Genomic DNA, 16,098 nt, shown 5'->3' on the forward strand with positions numbered 1-16,098 from the left:
ATGACATACAGAGCCTATCCTAGATTTCTCATGCCATACGTGCGTATACTAATTAAGAAAGAGGTCATTATGAGCACTGGAAGAACTACAGAAGAATTACACGGCGTTACTGGATTAGGTCACACTACTACCTATCCAACCGATTATGCGCCACAAGTATTAGAAGCGTTCGACAATAAACATCCTGATAACGATTACTTTGTAAAATTTAACTGTCCCGAATTTACTAGTTTATGTCCCATGACAAAACAACCAGATTTTGCCACCATTTATATATCCTATGTGCCGGACAAAAAAATGGTAGAAAGTAAATCCTTAAAATTATATTTATTTAGTTTCCGCAATCATGGCGACTTTCACGAAGACTGTATCAACATCATTATGAAAGATTTAATTCGTCTGATGGATCCTAAATATATTGAAGTATGGGGAAAGTTCACGCCTCGTGGTGGCTTATCCATTGACCCTTTTGCCAACTATGGTAAACCTGGTACAGACTGGGAACAAACGGCCAAGGAACGATTGCACTTTCACGACATGCAACCAGAACGTGTTGCCTATCGCTAAGAGTCATATTCTCACCCCGCATACTATAAGCCCTTATAACACCAATTATGTCTAGTGTTATAAGGGCTTTTCTTATCCTTATTCTATAGGTATCCATGTCACCATACAATAGGCTATAGTGGTTATCATGTTAACCTCCCTATATATCGTGGCTTATAAATCAGTCGCGTCTTATGCTGGTTGACTTTCATAACCACTCTGCACCATACCATTTTATGGTTATCTAAAGCTAGGCACTTCTCATATGATAGAAAATTCTAACAGCACTATTCTTGGTTATACCTTTGATTTCTACTTATATGTCTAATAGCACTTTATAAGAAAAACGTTTTACGATCCTAGAAAAATCACCTAAAAAACGTACTATACCAGTTGCAATGAGCATAGATGTGGAAAATTCAAGGAGATTTTCTATAGCAATCATCTAATGAACGCACCACAAGTTCTAACTTACATGCGCCCATGATAGGTGTTAAAACTAGCGTAAATAGAATCCCGCGCGTTTTCTAATTCTTCTGGCGTAATATTCGCTAGATAATCATTAATATCTTCAATCATATCATCTACATAAGACTCTGTCATGCCATGGCCCTTGCAGGCTTCTAATACCGATACACCTTCTGTAGCATTACAAAATAGGCATAGCATACCATAATTGACTAAAATTTCTGGAATCACGGGAGACACCGCTAACGCCTCCACTAGGGGCATATCTTTTCTAATCTTCATCAAGGCTCTTACCTCACTTATAGTATACGCAAACTTATTACGATTATGTCTTAAGTATACACCAATCATCTATAACAAGCTACCCCAATGTTCCTAAGAGTGCCTTTTCTCTTATAACATGGTGCTCTATGCATCAACGCTAACCTACCTATATTAAATGTATAAGAACCAATTACGTTCAATAGAGTCTCTCACTATGCGCTCTTTCTAAAAAGCACATGTGAAAAAAATCATGTCATGTACCAATGATTACTCGTATCGTTTGATTACACACGTAACCAATACTGATCAATACCTTGCATAGATCCCTTTTTATATCCCACTTCAGGGATCGTTCCGGCACAAGTAAAACCAAACCGATGATGTAAGGCTATACTCGCCTGATTGCCCGACGTGATAACGGATACGACCAAATGCGTACGTTCATCGGCTCGTGCCAATCCTACGATAGTTTCCATTAACGCCGTAGCCACTCCTTGCTGTCGGTGCTCGGGATGCACATAGATGGACAATTCAACCGTACTTTTAAAAGCTTCTTTCACGCGATAGGCGGACAATGTGGCATACCCCAAAACGGTTTCTACCTCATCTACCGCCACCAGTACGATGTGATTATCCTGATGATGTTCACGAAACCACACGCGCCATTCTGAAAGTGTGCGCTCTGTTAGATCAAGCGTTGCCACACCGTGTTGCACCTCATAATTGTAAATCGCTAAACAAGCTTGTATATCGGCCTCAGTACCGTTACGAATCTTCATTCTCTCTCCTTTATCAGCTAACTGGATGTAACATTCGCCAATCTAGCAGTAGCATTGCTATGTATGTGCGTTCTTTCCCTCCAATAAGGCCCTTATTTTTTGAGATTCTTCCGTATCACACCGTTCACAAATCATAGCATAAAAATCACCAATATCCTCATCGTTGATAATATGCAACACCTGTGTATTCGTCAAGGCAATATGAATTAATTTCTGTCGCTGTTCATCATGCCATGTCGTCCAGTGAGATAATTTTTCTATAATTGAATGGGTGCTAGCAAAGTTAACACTATCTTCCAATTGGCTAATCAATTTATTCTTAGCCTTATCCTCTTCCGATTGCTTCTTCCAGTAAGCTTCCGTATCGCGATGACAGGCAAAGTGAACTTGTTCTAATCGTTCATTCACTGCGGTGCGGTCAATAATGCATTCCACCAGCGAGGATAAATCGGACCCTTTAGAATAATCGGCGGGAGCAAAATATCTAATACGATGTTCCGTCAACATGCGACATACTTTTGTCCGATCACGCAAGGTAGGATCATAGACGCCAATTGAATGACCGCCATTCGTGTTGACTAATTTCATGCAAGGAATATCTGTGTCACTATCGCCAATATACACCATATTGCGGAAGGGCACACGATATTCATCCGAACTAGTGTAATCATTGACAGCCTGATCATTCACATCTAAGGTGCCCTTTTCTATGCGAAACAAAAATTGTGTTTTATTGGTAAAGTTAACTGCTTGTGCTGGCCATACTGCCACGCCGGCTCGATCATAATAAAAAGAACTGGCATAAATTTTAGTGAACTCATGGGCAATGGGCGTGCCTTCAATCATTTCTTTAAGGCCCGATGAAATAATGTAATGCTCTACCTGGACTCCATGTTGCCTGCCATACTCATTCATGCGCTGAAACCACGTAGTAACTCCTGGGAACAACGTAACCTGTCGGCCATACCGCTCTAAACTAGCTCTCGTCACCAACACTTTACCATGCGCCTTTTGTATCATCATATACATATAGGCCAAATTCTGATCCATCTCGTTACGTTCCGCCAGTTCATTAGAATCTTTCCAAAAATCAGAAATTTCACAATCCAAGGACTGAATAAACCCTTGAGCCTGCATATCACTAGGAGACAGCGTTTTATCAAAGTCATAACAAATCGCCACAATGGGCAAGTGTGCTTTCTCCTCATGTGGCAATCCCGCCATATCCGTTTTCACGTCCATCGCGTGGTGCCCCTGTTTTTCATGCAACCTATGTCCATTTCGATTACGAGATATGGTGACATTATGACCCTCTATAACAGGCGTTTCCTCTGAAAACTCTCTCGCCTTATCGTCATGTCTTTTCCTTTTTGCCATTACGTCGCCCCTTTCTATGCCTATGATCATCTACAATACGACTATCCCCTACAACTATTATCTATATCATACCATGTATAGCTGAATGTACCAATCACCTATATAAGTATGATACCTAATGGCACATAGAGGGCTTTATCAGGGAGTTTGTTTAAAAAGCTATTCCAACTAGACATACATGGATGTGTATCCCTAGCAATAAGTGTAAATTGATATAAGATATGTTCTGACTAAATGTATTCGTTTTCCAAGCTACGGGAATAAATGCTATCAAACTAAGAGAAATCGAGAAATATAGCAGAAAATGAATACTCAAGATGATAGGGGAAAAAGCCCTCAATCCAAGACAAGTTGTATCAGAATACTTCTCAATGTGTAACATATATGTTGACAACTAAGAATGTGGCATACAACAACACCCTATTTCCTAAACACAAACAAATATTCATGCGCTATTAATAAAAAGTTATACTTCACACTATTCGTTTTCCAATACCCCGTTGCTCGGCAATTATGTTGCTCTTTAATAATCAATTCTTTAAGTTTAAATCCAGCATCTTCAAAGATTTTCATCACTTCAAAAGACATGGGTATCATATGGCCTTTTTGACGAGTGTCTCCCATTAGGACAGCACAAAATTTATCTTTTTTCAAAACTCTATAACTTTCAGAGGCCACTAACTTCATCTCTTCTAAAAAATCTTTCACTTTTAACAGAGATAAATCCTTAGATATATCTTCGCTGTATTTGATAATATTGGCATAAGGTGGATGCGTACAAATTAAATCAACTCCTTCATCGCTGATAAAATCTAAGTTGCGTGCATCTCCCTTACGTAAATAAACCTTGCCATCTGCCCCCTCATGCTCAAAATCTATTTTCTCTTTGCATCTTGCAAGTGCTGTATCATTCACATCTACACCAATAATATTTCGATTGAGCAGCTTTGCTTCTACGAGTGTAGTCCCTCCACCAACAAACTGATCTAATACTAAATCATTTTCCTTTGAATATCGAAGTAAAATATTACGAGGAATATAAGGTGACCAATTCCCTCTCCATTTTGCATCGTGCGTTGCCCAGTCACCACGCTTTGGAAAGGACCAGTGCGTAGTCATTTCAAGTTCAAAATCATCTGGTTCCCATTTTGTTATTTTTTTCGCCATATCATCAAATATCCTCTATATTAACTCCAAATCTATCCAACAAAGCATTCATTGAAAGCCACCGTCCAGCTTTAGTCGGATAATTGCAATCTTCTTGTCCCCAAATCCATTTATATACTTTAAGAATTGTTTCTACAGGAAGTCCAATAGTATCACGAATTTGCAATCTATCAATAACCTCATCCGGTTCATCACCACAGCAAACATTATAAAGACCTTTAATTAGCAATAATGCCTCCCTCTCATCATAGTTATATTTATCCGCTATATCATCACTAATTTCACTATGGCTAATTAACCATAATTTTTGTTCACATGGATTGAAAATAAACACCATAAAATCATCTCTTGATAACCTACCAAAGTTTCTTTTTCCTCCTGGTTTATTAATTGCAATTATTTCTCCTGTTGACAAATTTTCAACCTCATATAGCAAATATGGTATATTATTGAGTTCATCTCTAAAAGCATTTTGTGCTTGATTTTCTATATGTAGTGGAACTAAATTTACATTATATCTAAATATTCTATTCGACATTTATTGTACCTCATATCATTACTTTATTGATAATGCCTTCTTCTAAATCTTTGATATTATAAATGTGTTCCATAACATCAAAAGTTTCTTCAAGATTATTACGCGCACTTGTCCAACCTTTTCCGTCAGTAAACCACACAAATGTAAATCCATTTATAGTGTTTGTTTCAATAGCAAGCGTTTTATAACTGCGCGCTGTTTCATTTAATTTACTTCCCCCACTTGTATAAAAGTTGGTTTCAACACCATAAATCATGCTTGGTGTTTTTATAACAAAATCAAAGCGTTTTTCCATCTTACCTTGATTAGAAATAGCGGATAAATCGATATTCCATGTATCTGTAATTTGATGAATATACATTTCTTTAAAATAGTTTTCGTCTTTTACAAATCCTGCTTTACAAATAAAGCTTTCAACTAAATCTTCCATAAGATGTCCACCACGATTTTTACGGCCGTTTGAATCGAGTCCTGTTTCAACACCTGTAACATAATCGACTAAATTATTGATAAGATGTTTTTCCAACAAATCAAATAGTCCTGTTTCTCTCATAAAATATTTATATTTTTCATAATGACCATGACTAGTAGGCGGATATTTTTCAAAGTCAAATTGATATAAAAATCCGCCATTTTCATCTTGGCAATAAATTTCTTTTGCTCGTACTGCCAAGAGTAAAGGAATACATTTCATGATTTCAGGATACTTTCTCATCAATCTTTCAAAATCATTTTCTATGTTTTGAGAACCAATAAGAGAGTTTAAAACATGTAATTCCACTTTTATTCCATCAACATTTCTATGCACTTTTTCAAAGTCTATATAATATCCATAATCAGCTATGCTATTACGAAAACCTGATAGCCAATCTATAAAATTTCTTTCCATTTACCATTTCTCCTCATCTTTTTTTAGTATAGGTAGTCTCAATTTTGATGATAGTATATATATTCAAAGCAATATTGACAATGCATACTAATCATATAATCTAGTACGTCTTTATATGTATTGTCTCTAAATCAATCAAATAAGAAATAAATATATTTCACATCAATATTTAGCAGTGCCATGAATTTCTAATGCTCTTTTCTCCACTTTTTTCTGTATTTATTATAATACTGTTTCGCATTAAAAATTAGATATAAGTAATTCTTTAATTTTTCCTCTGGATTTACCATTGCAATTAATCATCCTTGTTGCTTCTACTCGTTTAATTTTATGCTCAGCGTAAATATCATCAAAAAAATCATCATCTATATTTGAATTTTTAGGATCTGAATTGCTCACTACAATCTTTGCACCCCTTTTATTCAATTCGCCAACATACTCCGCCAATTCTTTCTGACTTTCATCGTTAAACAAGGTTTCCGTATATGCTGTAAAACTTGCTGTGTTTGTAAGCGGACGATATGGTGGATCAAAATATACAAAAGTATGTTCATCAATAAACTCTTTTGACAATCTATAATCACTACAAACAATGGTAACCTTTTGTAACTTCTGAGATACCGCTTGAAGATTATTTTCATCACAAATCATTGGATTTTTATATGACCCCATTGGAACATTGAATAAACCTTTTTTATTCACACGAAAAAGTCCATTAAAGCAAGTCTTATTAAGAAATATCATCAATGCTGCTTTTTCAATATTAATAGTTTCATCACCATCGATTTTTAAATCATTAAAGCGTTCTCTCTTTTCCATATAGTAAACTTTACGATCGCTTGTATCCAATGGAATAAATTCATCTTGCATAACTTGTAACATAGAAATAAGAGTATCAATATCATCTCTAATAATACGATATGTATTAATAAGTTCCGCATTGATGTCACTAATATAAACCTCTTCTAAATCGTACTTACTTAATATATCAAAAAGAACCGCCCCACCACCGACAAATGGTTCTGCATATTTTGTGATATTCTCATTATCATAAGGATAATATTTTTCTATTTCTTTAAGAAGTTGTCCTTTACCACCTGCCCATTTAAGAAATGGCTTAATAATTTTTTCTTCTTGTTTGTTGTATCGAGTAGTTCTTGCATCTTTTGGTTTTTCTGCCGTTGTAGGGATAATCCACATATTACCTACCATAGTTGCATTATTAATTCTACTTTCAGAACAAAGAATCGCCACTCGCCTTTGTGAAATACCCCATTTAGCGGCGGCTTCCCTTGCAGACATATATTTCATAGTGATACCTCCATTTTTAGTATTTTTATTATATTCTAATCCTCGAACAATAGCAATATCACTCAAGCTTTTCAAGTGTATGGTGCCAGAGATTTAAACTCTTGCCACCTTCACGTTGCTGTTACACATAAATCAATTCAGCATCGACCTCTTTCTCTTATGCGTAGTTGAATGTTACTCATTCTACCAATCCATTCTCACGGCTTCTTCGTCTTTTTCATTACGCCTTGCCTATCAGCATATTCTTTACCAACCATAAACACATATACGCTGGCAATTCTTCTATATCTACAATATACCTATACATCCTACCACTTGTAGGAAAAATTCTATAACAACTCTTATATCTTTTCAATACCACAAAAATGGTAGAACGTATACTTACAGTAACTTAGTTACGCTTTAATTAAACTATTCAAAGATTAACTTAAACCAGATAAATAAAAGACGACAAAAAGCCCTTAGCTATAAGTTTCATACCCACAGCTAAGGACTTAATTTATAATATAGATTTATTTATTGCATAACCACTGGTTGATATTCTCTAACCACAAAACTACTGAATTACAAGAATAATGGTGCTATACACTGTTATCAATGTATTGCTAAAATACTTTCCAAAGTGCCACAAACTTACACAAATGTCAGTTTTCCCAATACTCCAATTTACTCCCATTCTTCTTTTCCAAACATCCGATATATCCCAAAACATTCAAAATACTAGATTTTATTTTTTCTAATATCATCAAATCCATCTAATTAAAGGACATTTTCAAATTTTTAGTCCCGTCCCAGTCCCAGTACCGGATAAAAACCTTAAGATAAAACTTCTTTATTCAAACCTATATCACTCCAAGAAAGTTTATATGCGTTTTTATTAGGGTTAGATTTAATAACGTACATCTTATAATTATCCCAAACAACTGCCACTTGATTTTCTATTGCAATCGCATTTGTTAGCTGTCCAGAATAGAAATCATCAAAACCTACTCTTTCAGGCTCATCATAATGAGGACAATGTAAATAAGGTATAATTCCTAGGCCTTTAACCCATATGGGTTTTGGCTTTTCAATACCTTCTATAAACTCACTATCACTATGGTCTGCAATAAACCAGCATATAGAGCCCGCACTTAAGCCGGAGAGCACTTTGCCGCTTTTATAAGCCTTAATTAGTGCCTTATCTACACCGTATTCTTCCCAAACTTTCATCATGTACTGGGTATTGCCACCACCAACATAGATGATGTCTGCATTTTCTATCTTTTGATTGACCTCATCCTTGTCTACTTCTACATTAGATAAATACAAGGTGTCAGTTTTGCATCCTAGCCCAGCATATAATTTATCAATAATTTTTACATATGCTGGGGCATCTTTACTTGCTGTCGGAATGAATAGAAAATTTGGATTTTCTTTTTTTTGATGACTCTACAATAAATTTATCTATCTCGTAAGTTTCATTTAAGGCTACTTCCCCGCCTCCAATAGCTATAATCATAAATTTCCTCCTGTGTTTAAAATCTGTTTCTTTAGTAAAAGTCTTGAACTCCCTATATTTTACATAAATATTTGAAGCTATTACTATTAGATACACGAAACCTTATTCATGTATTAACTATAATCCATTTCTTTTTCGTTGTAGAAGAACAATATATTGTAATATGCTTCTTATCCTGCTGTCATTGGAATTCTTTTCATAAAATCCATACATATTCATAAGCAAAAAATCTAATCTTCTAATTTCTTCACTTAATTTAAGTTTATTATAAAAACTGCAAATCACGCTGTCCGTTATGTATTCTTTTTCTATTCTAATATAATAATCCTCATCTCTGTAAAATAATTTTGTTATGCTTCCATCGTCAACATTAAACATAGAAGAATATTCTTCACTCCACTTAAAATCCCTTTTTGCCAGATTGCATTTTCTACACGATAAAACCAAATTATTTATCTCACCAGCTTTTATAGAATCACCATTAAATGATGCCTCGCAAATAAAGTGATCTATTTCGAATAGTTCAGAACTTATTACATCTGTTGTGATACCACAATAAGCACATTTGTTATTATATATCATTCTAAATTTTTTATTATATTCACTACCTTTTTTATTTATTTGATTATATATTATTTTAACTCTAGGATGATCCTTTAGTATTTTCTTCTCTAAAAAATTTTTTTCAGACACAATATTATTTTTTAAATCACAATATTTTGTATTTCTATAATCATTCTTCATATAGTTTTCTCATTACTTCAAAAGCATTAATAAGATTATCAATATCATCCTTTGTTAAATTATCATAATCTAAGACTCCATTTATTGAATTTTCCATTTTCTCAAATAAAAATTTTTCAACATATTTTTTAGATGAAATGTTTTTCAGAATGTTTCTATTTAAAATAATATTTTCTGTTGCCTTCTCTATTACACTATCCCAATTCTCATTAAAAAATAAATTTGGATCACAATTATAGGTACTGGAGTTATATTTTTTTAATGTGCTGTACTCCATTTTTTCTTGATACTGTGTGATAACTATTATTTCTTTAAAAGGAAATATCTTTTTTATTATCAAGCCAAGCTCTTCCCCTGAAATTTTGTTCTCCAGTACAGTACTATTTTCAAAAAGCATTGAATCTAAAAATAATATATCAGATTTTTGAATCTCTTCACTATTAAGTAAATTCTCATATGAATAATTGCTTTCAAATTTTAATTCCAAATATTCATAACGAGCCTTATCATTTGAGTATCCACTTAAATATTTTGAAACAAACAAATCTATTTTATCATCTACGTAAAGCATATTTATCGATTGCATGTTATAAAGCCTCCTCCATTTCGAAAATAAATTCAAATCCTTTTTCACCTGAAATATTAAGAATCTCTCCCTTTTGCAAATTAATTGTATTATTAATTATCCACATTCCAAGCCCATGCCCATTGAGTCTACTTGTTTCATGTGGTTCTAAAATAATTCTTGGATTATTTAAATATTTTTCTGGCAATCCTTTTCCATTGTCATAATAAGAGATTTTTAACTTATTACATTCTTTATTGATTAAAATTTTTATTTTTAATTCATTTGATTGACTGTTTTGCTGCACACTATTTAATATTAAATTATCAAATATTGTATAAAATGTGTCTTTTGATATGTTAAATTCTAAAAAGTCATCCATGCATAATTCCACATTTAACCAAGCATAATCTTTTTCCCATTTTTTTATTATTCGACTCACAATTTCTTTGACATTCAATTTCGTAGCAAAAAATTGTCCCTTTTCTACTTTTTCTAAAATCGCATCAATGAACCTAAGTATCTTTTTTACTGCAGCATGATTATTTTCCAATAGACCTGGTATGTCTTCAAATGCCAATTTTCTATTTTCCGGATCATTAACTATATCCCAAACATTATATTTTTTTAAAGAATTTATGATGAGATCATAAGAAGGTTCGATTTGATTTCTATCATTGTTTATCTCATGCGCTATTGATGTAGCTTTCATACCTGATGTTGCTAAAGCATTCAAAATTCTTACATCATATCTATACCTTTTTTCAACATCCGCTTTCTCTTGTTTAAGTTTTTTACTATCCTGATTAAACAACTTAAGTTCTTTAATAAGTTTCTCCTTATCGTTCTTATTTAAATTATTTATTATTTTAGGATTTTTTACGATTTCATCTGATATTCTCTTTGTAAAGTTCTCTTCAATAATATTTTTTTTATTAATATTTCGTATTATTTTTTGTCTATATCTTTCAAATTCTTTGATACCAATTAATATTATTTGAATAAATAATTGATAATATATATTTTCATCTAATCCTTGTCTATTCATAAGGTCTTGTAGTGCTTTATTTTCTTTTTTATCTATTGATACGAAACCAGATATTTGATTTTCCCTTACTCGCCAAGCACCTGTTGGATGTGATGCTGCTGCTGGTGACATTCTTGATCTTTTCCCTAACCCTAGCCAATCTTTCTCGCCTTCAAATGAAGATATGCTAAAAGCATTTCTATAAAGAACAACACCACTATCCAAAATTTCACCCGTTCTTAGGTATTTATAGAGAAACTTTTCTTTATCATAATTTGTAGCATTTAAATTAAAAAATAAATTTGCTGAAAAGCCTCCAAGTTCCTCTAGTTCTGTAATTAATTCTTCCCCATAAATATCAAAAATTTCATTACCTTCCAATTCATCTATAATATTAATTTTTCTACTGTGTTGATTTAAATTCATTCCTTCACAATACTTTTCCGCATCAATAGCAAACTCATCTGACAATACTGATACCAATAAATCACCTTTTATATACTCTAAATTAATGAATGATCTACAATTCTTTCCAGGTTTAGGTTCTGGAAAATGTAAATCCACATATTCATTATAATCATTGGCTATAATTTGTATTCTCATAGCCGTATCATTATATGTTTTTTCAAGGTATTTATTTAATTGCTTAATCCTATTCAGAGTCCATTTTTCCCTAAGATTATTTATTACAATACAAGTACCTTTATTCTCTATACTAGAATTTATCTCTAATGTAGATGTATTCCAATCCGTTACCCAAATAACTCCGTCTTTATGTTCCTTTTTACTATATAACTTAATATTTTTGCCCAATCTTGATAAAGCAAATCTACCTACACCTTTTGCTCCAGCTTGTACCCTAATTTTATTGTTTGCATCAATGAAGTCATATCCTTTATTGCTTTTTCCAATATGCATCCAGGATTTTTTTATATCATCTGAATCCATACCATCACCATCATCTATTATTTTTAATGTAGATTTATCTATAAATTGAAGCGTGACATTCAAAGCATTTGCATCATATGAGTTTTTAACCAATTCTAAAATTGCGGCCTCATCTTTGGAAAAATTCTGTACTCCTAATAACTCCGCAATTGTACTATCTTCAATACTATACTTAAGATATTCCATTTCCCCTCCTATTTAAAAATAAAAATCTTCGATATCTTTAGATGTAACTCTCAATGAACTTCCGCTTATATTTATTCCAATATTTTTTACATATTCAAAAAATTTTTCACTCTTTAAAATTTTTTTTGCAAAATCTAAATTATATTTTTGATTTTGGTTTTTTAGAGAAATATACATACCAGCATACGGAATGCAATCTTCGCCTAACTTATAAATACAAACTTTGTCTGTTATAATAGTTGATATGAGTAATTTTTCACATTTAATCCCCGAAAGCGCTTGAGATCTCCCATATTCAAACCACTTTGCTCTTCTATCTGATTTTCTCTCAATTAATTCTTCTTTAAATTGACTTAAATAAGCAAATGCACCTGGATATAAGTTTTTAAATTCCTCTTCTTCATATCTTATTAATTGACTATTAATATATTTATATGGAAAAATAATTTTTTCAACCTTTCTATACCTCATAGTTCTCGGCGTTGCTGTTGGCATAAATACATCTTTTTCAATCATAAAATTACCAACTCTATAAAATTCTTCCTTTTCATCATACATATTTTCATTAACTACGTATGCTTTATTTAACAAAGTTGCTACTACATGAGAAACTTTGTAATAATCACCAAAACGCTTCTCGCCAACGTTAAATTTATTAGAAAAAATCCATTTGTCCTTAATTTCTTTTTTGCAAATATATAACCTGCGATTACTGCACATATCAATATATTGAATTTTTTTGCTACTACATCCTCTATCAACTATCAATATTGCTGATTTTACCAGTGCATTATCAAATATTTTTTCTTTTGTGTAATCTTTTATTCTAATAGTATTATCTATCATAAATTCTCTGAGGTTTTCACCAAAAACTGTTTTGAATATACTGCTAGGTATCAGATAGGACATCCTTCCTCTATTTGATAAAGAGTTAATGCTATGTTCTATGAAAGCATAACAATAATCAAACTTGCCTTGTCTGCAAGTACTATATTTTCCCTTAATAAACTCCCTTTCTTCCTTAGCTAAATCACTATAAGTTATATATGGTGGATTGCCTACAATAAAATCAAATTTTATATTAACTTCACTTTTTAAATAATCTTTATTAAAAATTTTCCATCGTACATCATGTATATCATTTTTTTTTGCTACTAAGTTCAAATTATAAATACACTCATCAAATCGATCCGTGTCAATTTCAAATCCCAAAATATTATCTTGTAAACCTTCTTTTATCCTTTCATTAGAATATTTTTGTTCTATTGCTTCTTCAATATATCTTTTAACAATTTCAACAAGTATATTACCATCTCCACAAGAGTTTTCTAATATAGTTTTATCTAATATATCCTTACGATATCCTACTGAGTCCAGTAACTCCTTAACATAATTTTCCGGGGTGAATATTTGACATTTATGAGCTATATTTTTTATATTTGGTTTCTTTTTCATCTAATCACTCCAGTTTGTTTATTGATTCGCTATCTAGTCTCATTAAAGCGAAAATCTGTTTTCTAGCAAACTCTCTAAGCTCTATCATTCTCTCTTTTTGTTTGATACCTTTAGCAATTAAAACTGAGTTGTAACTTTCCATATTTGCAAGAACTAATAGTTCGTTTAGATTTGCATAGTCTCTCATATTTCCTTTTAAATTAGGATTTTCTTTTCTCCACTCTTTTGCTCTTTTATTAAATAGTGCTACATTCAGCATATCCGCCTCGCTTGCATATTTAAAAGATAATTGCTCATTAGTTAAATCTTTAAGCAAGTATTCTTTAATTGCATCTGTATGGATTTTATAATTAATCTTTGATATTTCTCTATGCAGATTCCAAGTTAATGATAATTTTGAATTTTCATCTTCTTTTAGTCTTTTATAATCTTGAATAATATATAGCTTAAACTCTGGAGAAAGCCAAGACGCAAATTCTATCGCTATATCATAATGAGCATAAGTTCCACCATATCTACCAGATTTTGAGACTATTCCAATAGCTTCAGTAGATTCTATCCATTTACTTGGTGTCATCGTGAATCTATTTAAACCAGCTTCATTTCTAAACGTGTCGAATTGCACACGGTTAAAATTTGGATTATTAAGTGCTTCCCATAATCCTATAAATTCAAGAGTATTCCTATTTCTCATCCAGTTTTGAATAACGAATCTTGGATCATCTGTATTTTTATATTTTGCTATATCCGTTAAGCTTATATAGTCATTTTTAAAATCTTCAGTATAAACCTGAATTGAAAATCCTTTAGCAGAAATTTGTTCTTTATTTATTTTTGACAATTTGCTCTCTCCTTATACTAGTGTACTCTTTACAATGATCATGGCTCAAAGCAGCACATCAATTATTTATTACTTGAGTTTTAAACTTTAGTAGAAGTATTGAACTCCTTATATTTACATAACTATTTTCCTCTATCACTACTATAACAAGAAGCCCAGAACATGTATCTAAAATTCATGAATTATTATTTACTCCTAAAGCTTTATACATAAATTCACAAATGTAATCTGGGGTAAACGCCTAATTTTTATCTGATTTACCAACATATTTATTAATTGTTGTAAAGAATAAACTTAATAAATCTTGTCCTTCAGTATTTGAATCATTAATAAAAGGAATTATATTATTATCTATAAATTCCAATATTTTTTGCAACTCATCATACGTTAAATTTACTATATCTGGATCATATAGTACCTTGCTACTTAACACAGATAATTTTCCAGATTTATTTATAGTGTCCACATCATTGTTTTAGATAACAATCTTGATAGAAGATTTCTTACATCTTTTATTATTATTTTTTCTTGACTTAAAGATATTTTTTGTTTCTATTAATATAACTAATCTATCATTTTTCAAATCTTATGTCTAAGTATTGATGGTTTGTATCTGTGTCTCCTTTTTGGTAATCTTTTATATTTTTGCCAACAGTCCTAAGTACTTGAACATAACTAAATTCTCCTGATTCAGTATTACCCATCTGATACATGTCATCTATTTTTTGAATAATTTCGTATCTATTCATTTTATTACCTCACATAATCCATAATATCTTCAACTCTACACTCAAGAACATAGCAAATCTTCGCTATAGTTTCTAAGTCAATCCTTTTAACCTTGTTATTACAATAAGAATTAAGTTGCGTCCTTTGAAGGTTTGCTTCTTTTTCTAATTTGTTTTTGCTTATATTTTTTTCTTCTAAAACCTGGTCTATTTTAAAAATAATTTTCCCAAAGTTTTGCATAAATTTCTCTCCCTTGTAATTTTAAAAATTGGCATTTCAATTAATTATATTATATCATATTTTAAAAACTTCTTACAGGTCTAAGATATTGTAAGGAAGTAATTCTATTTAGTTCTGTATAATAAAAAGGAATGTATATACCATATTTCTTTTGACAATTTTTCTATTTTTTCTCTCATATAATCAATATCTTTCTTATAAATAACACCAGTTGTATTAGTCGCTTTTGCAATCTGGTTTATATTATTTGTTATATTTGAAAGTAGCCATTGTAGGTTTCTAAATGGTTCTAGGTCTACAATATAAATTTCTTTTTCTAATACACATTTTCTAAGAAAGTGGGACATGGTTTTGCAATTTGCAAGTTTCATTTTCTTTTCAAAGATTTCTTTTTCTTCATCTGTTAAATATATTTTAAGTCTTAAATTGCAAGTAGAAATTAAACACTTTGATATAAATAATTTTACATACTTAATTATAAAATGAAATTGAACACATAAAAAATCCATAGTGAACCTTGTGT

At 31.7% G+C, this 16,098-nt stretch carries 19 protein-coding genes; 1 reads left to right on the forward strand and 18 read right to left on the reverse strand.

The window, feature by feature from the left end; translation table 11 throughout:
• Positions 1 to 69: 69 nt before the first annotated feature.
• Entirely contained in the window at positions 70 to 567 is a 498-nt protein-coding gene (gene queF, locus P6940_RS06890; protein WP_028258083.1) for a preQ(1) synthase, read from the forward strand.
• 450 nt (positions 568 to 1,017) lie between these two features.
• On the opposite strand, the gene P6940_RS06895 is transcribed toward queF, so the two are convergent.
• The 18 genes from P6940_RS06895 to P6940_RS06980 form a co-directional block, all read right to left on the reverse strand.
• Entirely contained in the window at positions 1,018 to 1,296 is a 279-nt protein-coding gene (locus P6940_RS06895) for a DUF1858 domain-containing protein (RefSeq protein WP_051212169.1), read from the reverse strand.
• Between the two features lie 266 nt (positions 1,297 to 1,562).
• Positions 1,563 to 2,057, reverse strand: coding sequence for a GNAT family N-acetyltransferase (locus P6940_RS06900; RefSeq protein WP_277293584.1), 495 nt, complete (start codon positions 2,055 to 2,057; stop codon positions 1,563 to 1,565).
• Positions 2,058 to 2,114: 57 nt separating this feature from the next.
• Positions 2,115 to 3,434, reverse strand: a complete 1,320-nt coding sequence (locus tag P6940_RS06905; RefSeq protein ID WP_277293585.1) for a haloacid dehalogenase-like hydrolase — start codon at positions 3,432 to 3,434, stop codon at positions 2,115 to 2,117.
• Positions 3,435 to 3,854: 420 nt separating this feature from the next.
• Positions 3,855 to 4,601, reverse strand: a complete 747-nt coding sequence (locus P6940_RS06910) for a TRM11 family SAM-dependent methyltransferase (RefSeq protein WP_277293586.1) — start codon at positions 4,599 to 4,601, stop codon at positions 3,855 to 3,857.
• A gap of 4 nt (positions 4,602 to 4,605) precedes the next feature.
• Entirely contained in the window at positions 4,606 to 5,139 is a 534-nt protein-coding gene (locus P6940_RS06915; RefSeq protein WP_277293587.1) for a hypothetical protein, read from the reverse strand.
• Positions 5,140 to 5,149: 10 nt separating this feature from the next.
• Entirely contained in the window at positions 5,150 to 6,028 is an 879-nt protein-coding gene (locus P6940_RS06920; protein WP_277293588.1) for a type II restriction endonuclease, read from the reverse strand.
• 240 nt (positions 6,029 to 6,268) lie between these two features.
• Positions 6,269 to 7,405: a DNA adenine methylase gene (locus tag P6940_RS06925; protein WP_277293589.1), complete on the reverse strand. Its 1,137-nt coding sequence runs from the start codon at positions 7,403 to 7,405 to the stop codon at positions 6,269 to 6,271.
• 750 nt (positions 7,406 to 8,155) lie between these two features.
• Positions 8,156 to 8,734: a Type 1 glutamine amidotransferase-like domain-containing protein gene (locus P6940_RS06930; RefSeq protein ID WP_277293599.1), complete on the reverse strand. Its 579-nt coding sequence runs from the start codon at positions 8,732 to 8,734 to the stop codon at positions 8,156 to 8,158.
• On the reverse strand, positions 8,718 to 8,840 hold the full coding sequence (locus tag P6940_RS06935; RefSeq protein ID WP_277293590.1) for a hypothetical protein: 123 nt from the start codon (positions 8,838 to 8,840) through the stop codon (positions 8,718 to 8,720). Before P6940_RS06935 ends, P6940_RS06930 begins: the two co-directional genes overlap by 17 nt.
• A 117-nt stretch (positions 8,841 to 8,957) precedes the next feature.
• Positions 8,958 to 9,584, reverse strand: a complete 627-nt coding sequence (locus tag P6940_RS06940; protein WP_277293591.1) for an HNH endonuclease — start codon at positions 9,582 to 9,584, stop codon at positions 8,958 to 8,960.
• Positions 9,574 to 10,170, reverse strand: coding sequence for a hypothetical protein (locus P6940_RS06945; protein WP_277293592.1), 597 nt, complete (start codon positions 10,168 to 10,170; stop codon positions 9,574 to 9,576). The genes P6940_RS06940 and P6940_RS06945 overlap by 11 nt, the downstream gene beginning before the upstream one ends.
• A gap of 1 nt (position 10,171) precedes the next feature.
• Complete coding sequence (locus P6940_RS06950; RefSeq protein ID WP_277293593.1) at positions 10,172 to 12,310, reverse strand: ATP-binding protein; 2,139 nt, start codon at positions 12,308 to 12,310, stop codon at positions 10,172 to 10,174.
• A 12-nt stretch (positions 12,311 to 12,322) separates the two neighbouring features.
• Positions 12,323 to 13,765 carry an Eco57I restriction-modification methylase domain-containing protein gene (locus P6940_RS06955; RefSeq protein ID WP_277293594.1) on the reverse strand — a complete coding sequence of 481 codons (1,443 nt, stop codon included), beginning with the start codon at positions 13,763 to 13,765 and terminating at the stop codon, positions 12,323 to 12,325.
• Between the two features lie 4 nt (positions 13,766 to 13,769).
• On the reverse strand, positions 13,770 to 14,606 hold the full coding sequence (locus P6940_RS06960) for a KilA-N domain-containing protein (protein WP_277293595.1): 837 nt from the start codon (positions 14,604 to 14,606) through the stop codon (positions 13,770 to 13,772).
• 241 nt (positions 14,607 to 14,847) lie between these two features.
• Positions 14,848 to 15,072, reverse strand: a complete 225-nt coding sequence (locus tag P6940_RS06965) for a hypothetical protein (RefSeq protein WP_277293596.1) — start codon at positions 15,070 to 15,072, stop codon at positions 14,848 to 14,850.
• A gap of 106 nt (positions 15,073 to 15,178) precedes the next feature.
• Complete coding sequence (locus P6940_RS06970) at positions 15,179 to 15,355, reverse strand: hypothetical protein (protein WP_277293597.1); 177 nt, start codon at positions 15,353 to 15,355, stop codon at positions 15,179 to 15,181.
• 4 nt (positions 15,356 to 15,359) lie between these two features.
• A complete protein-coding gene (locus P6940_RS06975) occupies positions 15,360 to 15,575 on the reverse strand; it encodes a helix-turn-helix domain-containing protein (RefSeq protein ID WP_277293598.1) in 216 nt (71 codons plus the stop codon).
• Between the two features lie 104 nt (positions 15,576 to 15,679).
• Positions 15,680 to 16,015, reverse strand: a complete 336-nt coding sequence (locus P6940_RS06980; protein ID WP_277293600.1) for a plasmid mobilization protein — start codon at positions 16,013 to 16,015, stop codon at positions 15,680 to 15,682.
• Positions 16,016 to 16,098: the final 83 nt, after the last annotated feature.

It is taken from the genome of Veillonella montpellierensis, from assembly GCF_947090115.1.
GTDB classification, from domain to species: Bacteria; Bacillota; Negativicutes; order Veillonellales; family Veillonellaceae; genus Veillonella; species Veillonella montpellierensis.

What these genes read in the sequence shown, in the direction of transcription:
- queF (WP_028258083.1), top strand. Translation starts at nt 70, where the DNA reads ATGAGCACTGGAAGAACTACAGAAGAATTACACGGCGTTACTGGATTA.
- P6940_RS06895 (WP_051212169.1), bottom strand. Translation starts at nt 1,296, where the DNA reads ATGAAGATTAGAAAAGATATGCCCCTAGTGGAGGCGTTAGCGGTGTCT.
- P6940_RS06900 (WP_277293584.1), bottom strand. Translation starts at nt 2,057, where the DNA reads ATGAAGATTCGTAACGGTACTGAGGCCGATATACAAGCTTGTTTAGCG.
- P6940_RS06905 (WP_277293585.1), bottom strand. Translation starts at nt 3,434, where the DNA reads ATGGCAAAAAGGAAAAGACATGACGATAAGGCGAGAGAGTTTTCAGAG.
- P6940_RS06910 (WP_277293586.1), bottom strand. Translation starts at nt 4,601, where the DNA reads ATGGCGAAAAAAATAACAAAATGGGAACCAGATGATTTTGAACTTGAA.
- P6940_RS06915 (WP_277293587.1), bottom strand. Translation starts at nt 5,139, where the DNA reads ATGTCGAATAGAATATTTAGATATAATGTAAATTTAGTTCCACTACAT.
- P6940_RS06920 (WP_277293588.1), bottom strand. Translation starts at nt 6,028, where the DNA reads ATGGAAAGAAATTTTATAGATTGGCTATCAGGTTTTCGTAATAGCATA.
- P6940_RS06935 (WP_277293590.1), bottom strand. Translation starts at nt 8,840, where the DNA reads ATGATTATAGCTATTGGAGGCGGGGAAGTAGCCTTAAATGAAACTTAC.
- P6940_RS06940 (WP_277293591.1), bottom strand. Translation starts at nt 9,584, where the DNA reads ATGAAGAATGATTATAGAAATACAAAATATTGTGATTTAAAAAATAAT.
- P6940_RS06945 (WP_277293592.1), bottom strand. Translation starts at nt 10,170, where the DNA reads ATGCAATCGATAAATATGCTTTACGTAGATGATAAAATAGATTTGTTT.
- P6940_RS06950 (WP_277293593.1), bottom strand. Translation starts at nt 12,310, where the DNA reads ATGGAATATCTTAAGTATAGTATTGAAGATAGTACAATTGCGGAGTTA.
- P6940_RS06955 (WP_277293594.1), bottom strand. Translation starts at nt 13,765, where the DNA reads ATGAAAAAGAAACCAAATATAAAAAATATAGCTCATAAATGTCAAATA.
- P6940_RS06970 (WP_277293597.1), bottom strand. Translation starts at nt 15,355, where the DNA reads ATGAATAGATACGAAATTATTCAAAAAATAGATGACATGTATCAGATG.
- P6940_RS06975 (WP_277293598.1), bottom strand. Translation starts at nt 15,575, where the DNA reads ATGCAAAACTTTGGGAAAATTATTTTTAAAATAGACCAGGTTTTAGAA.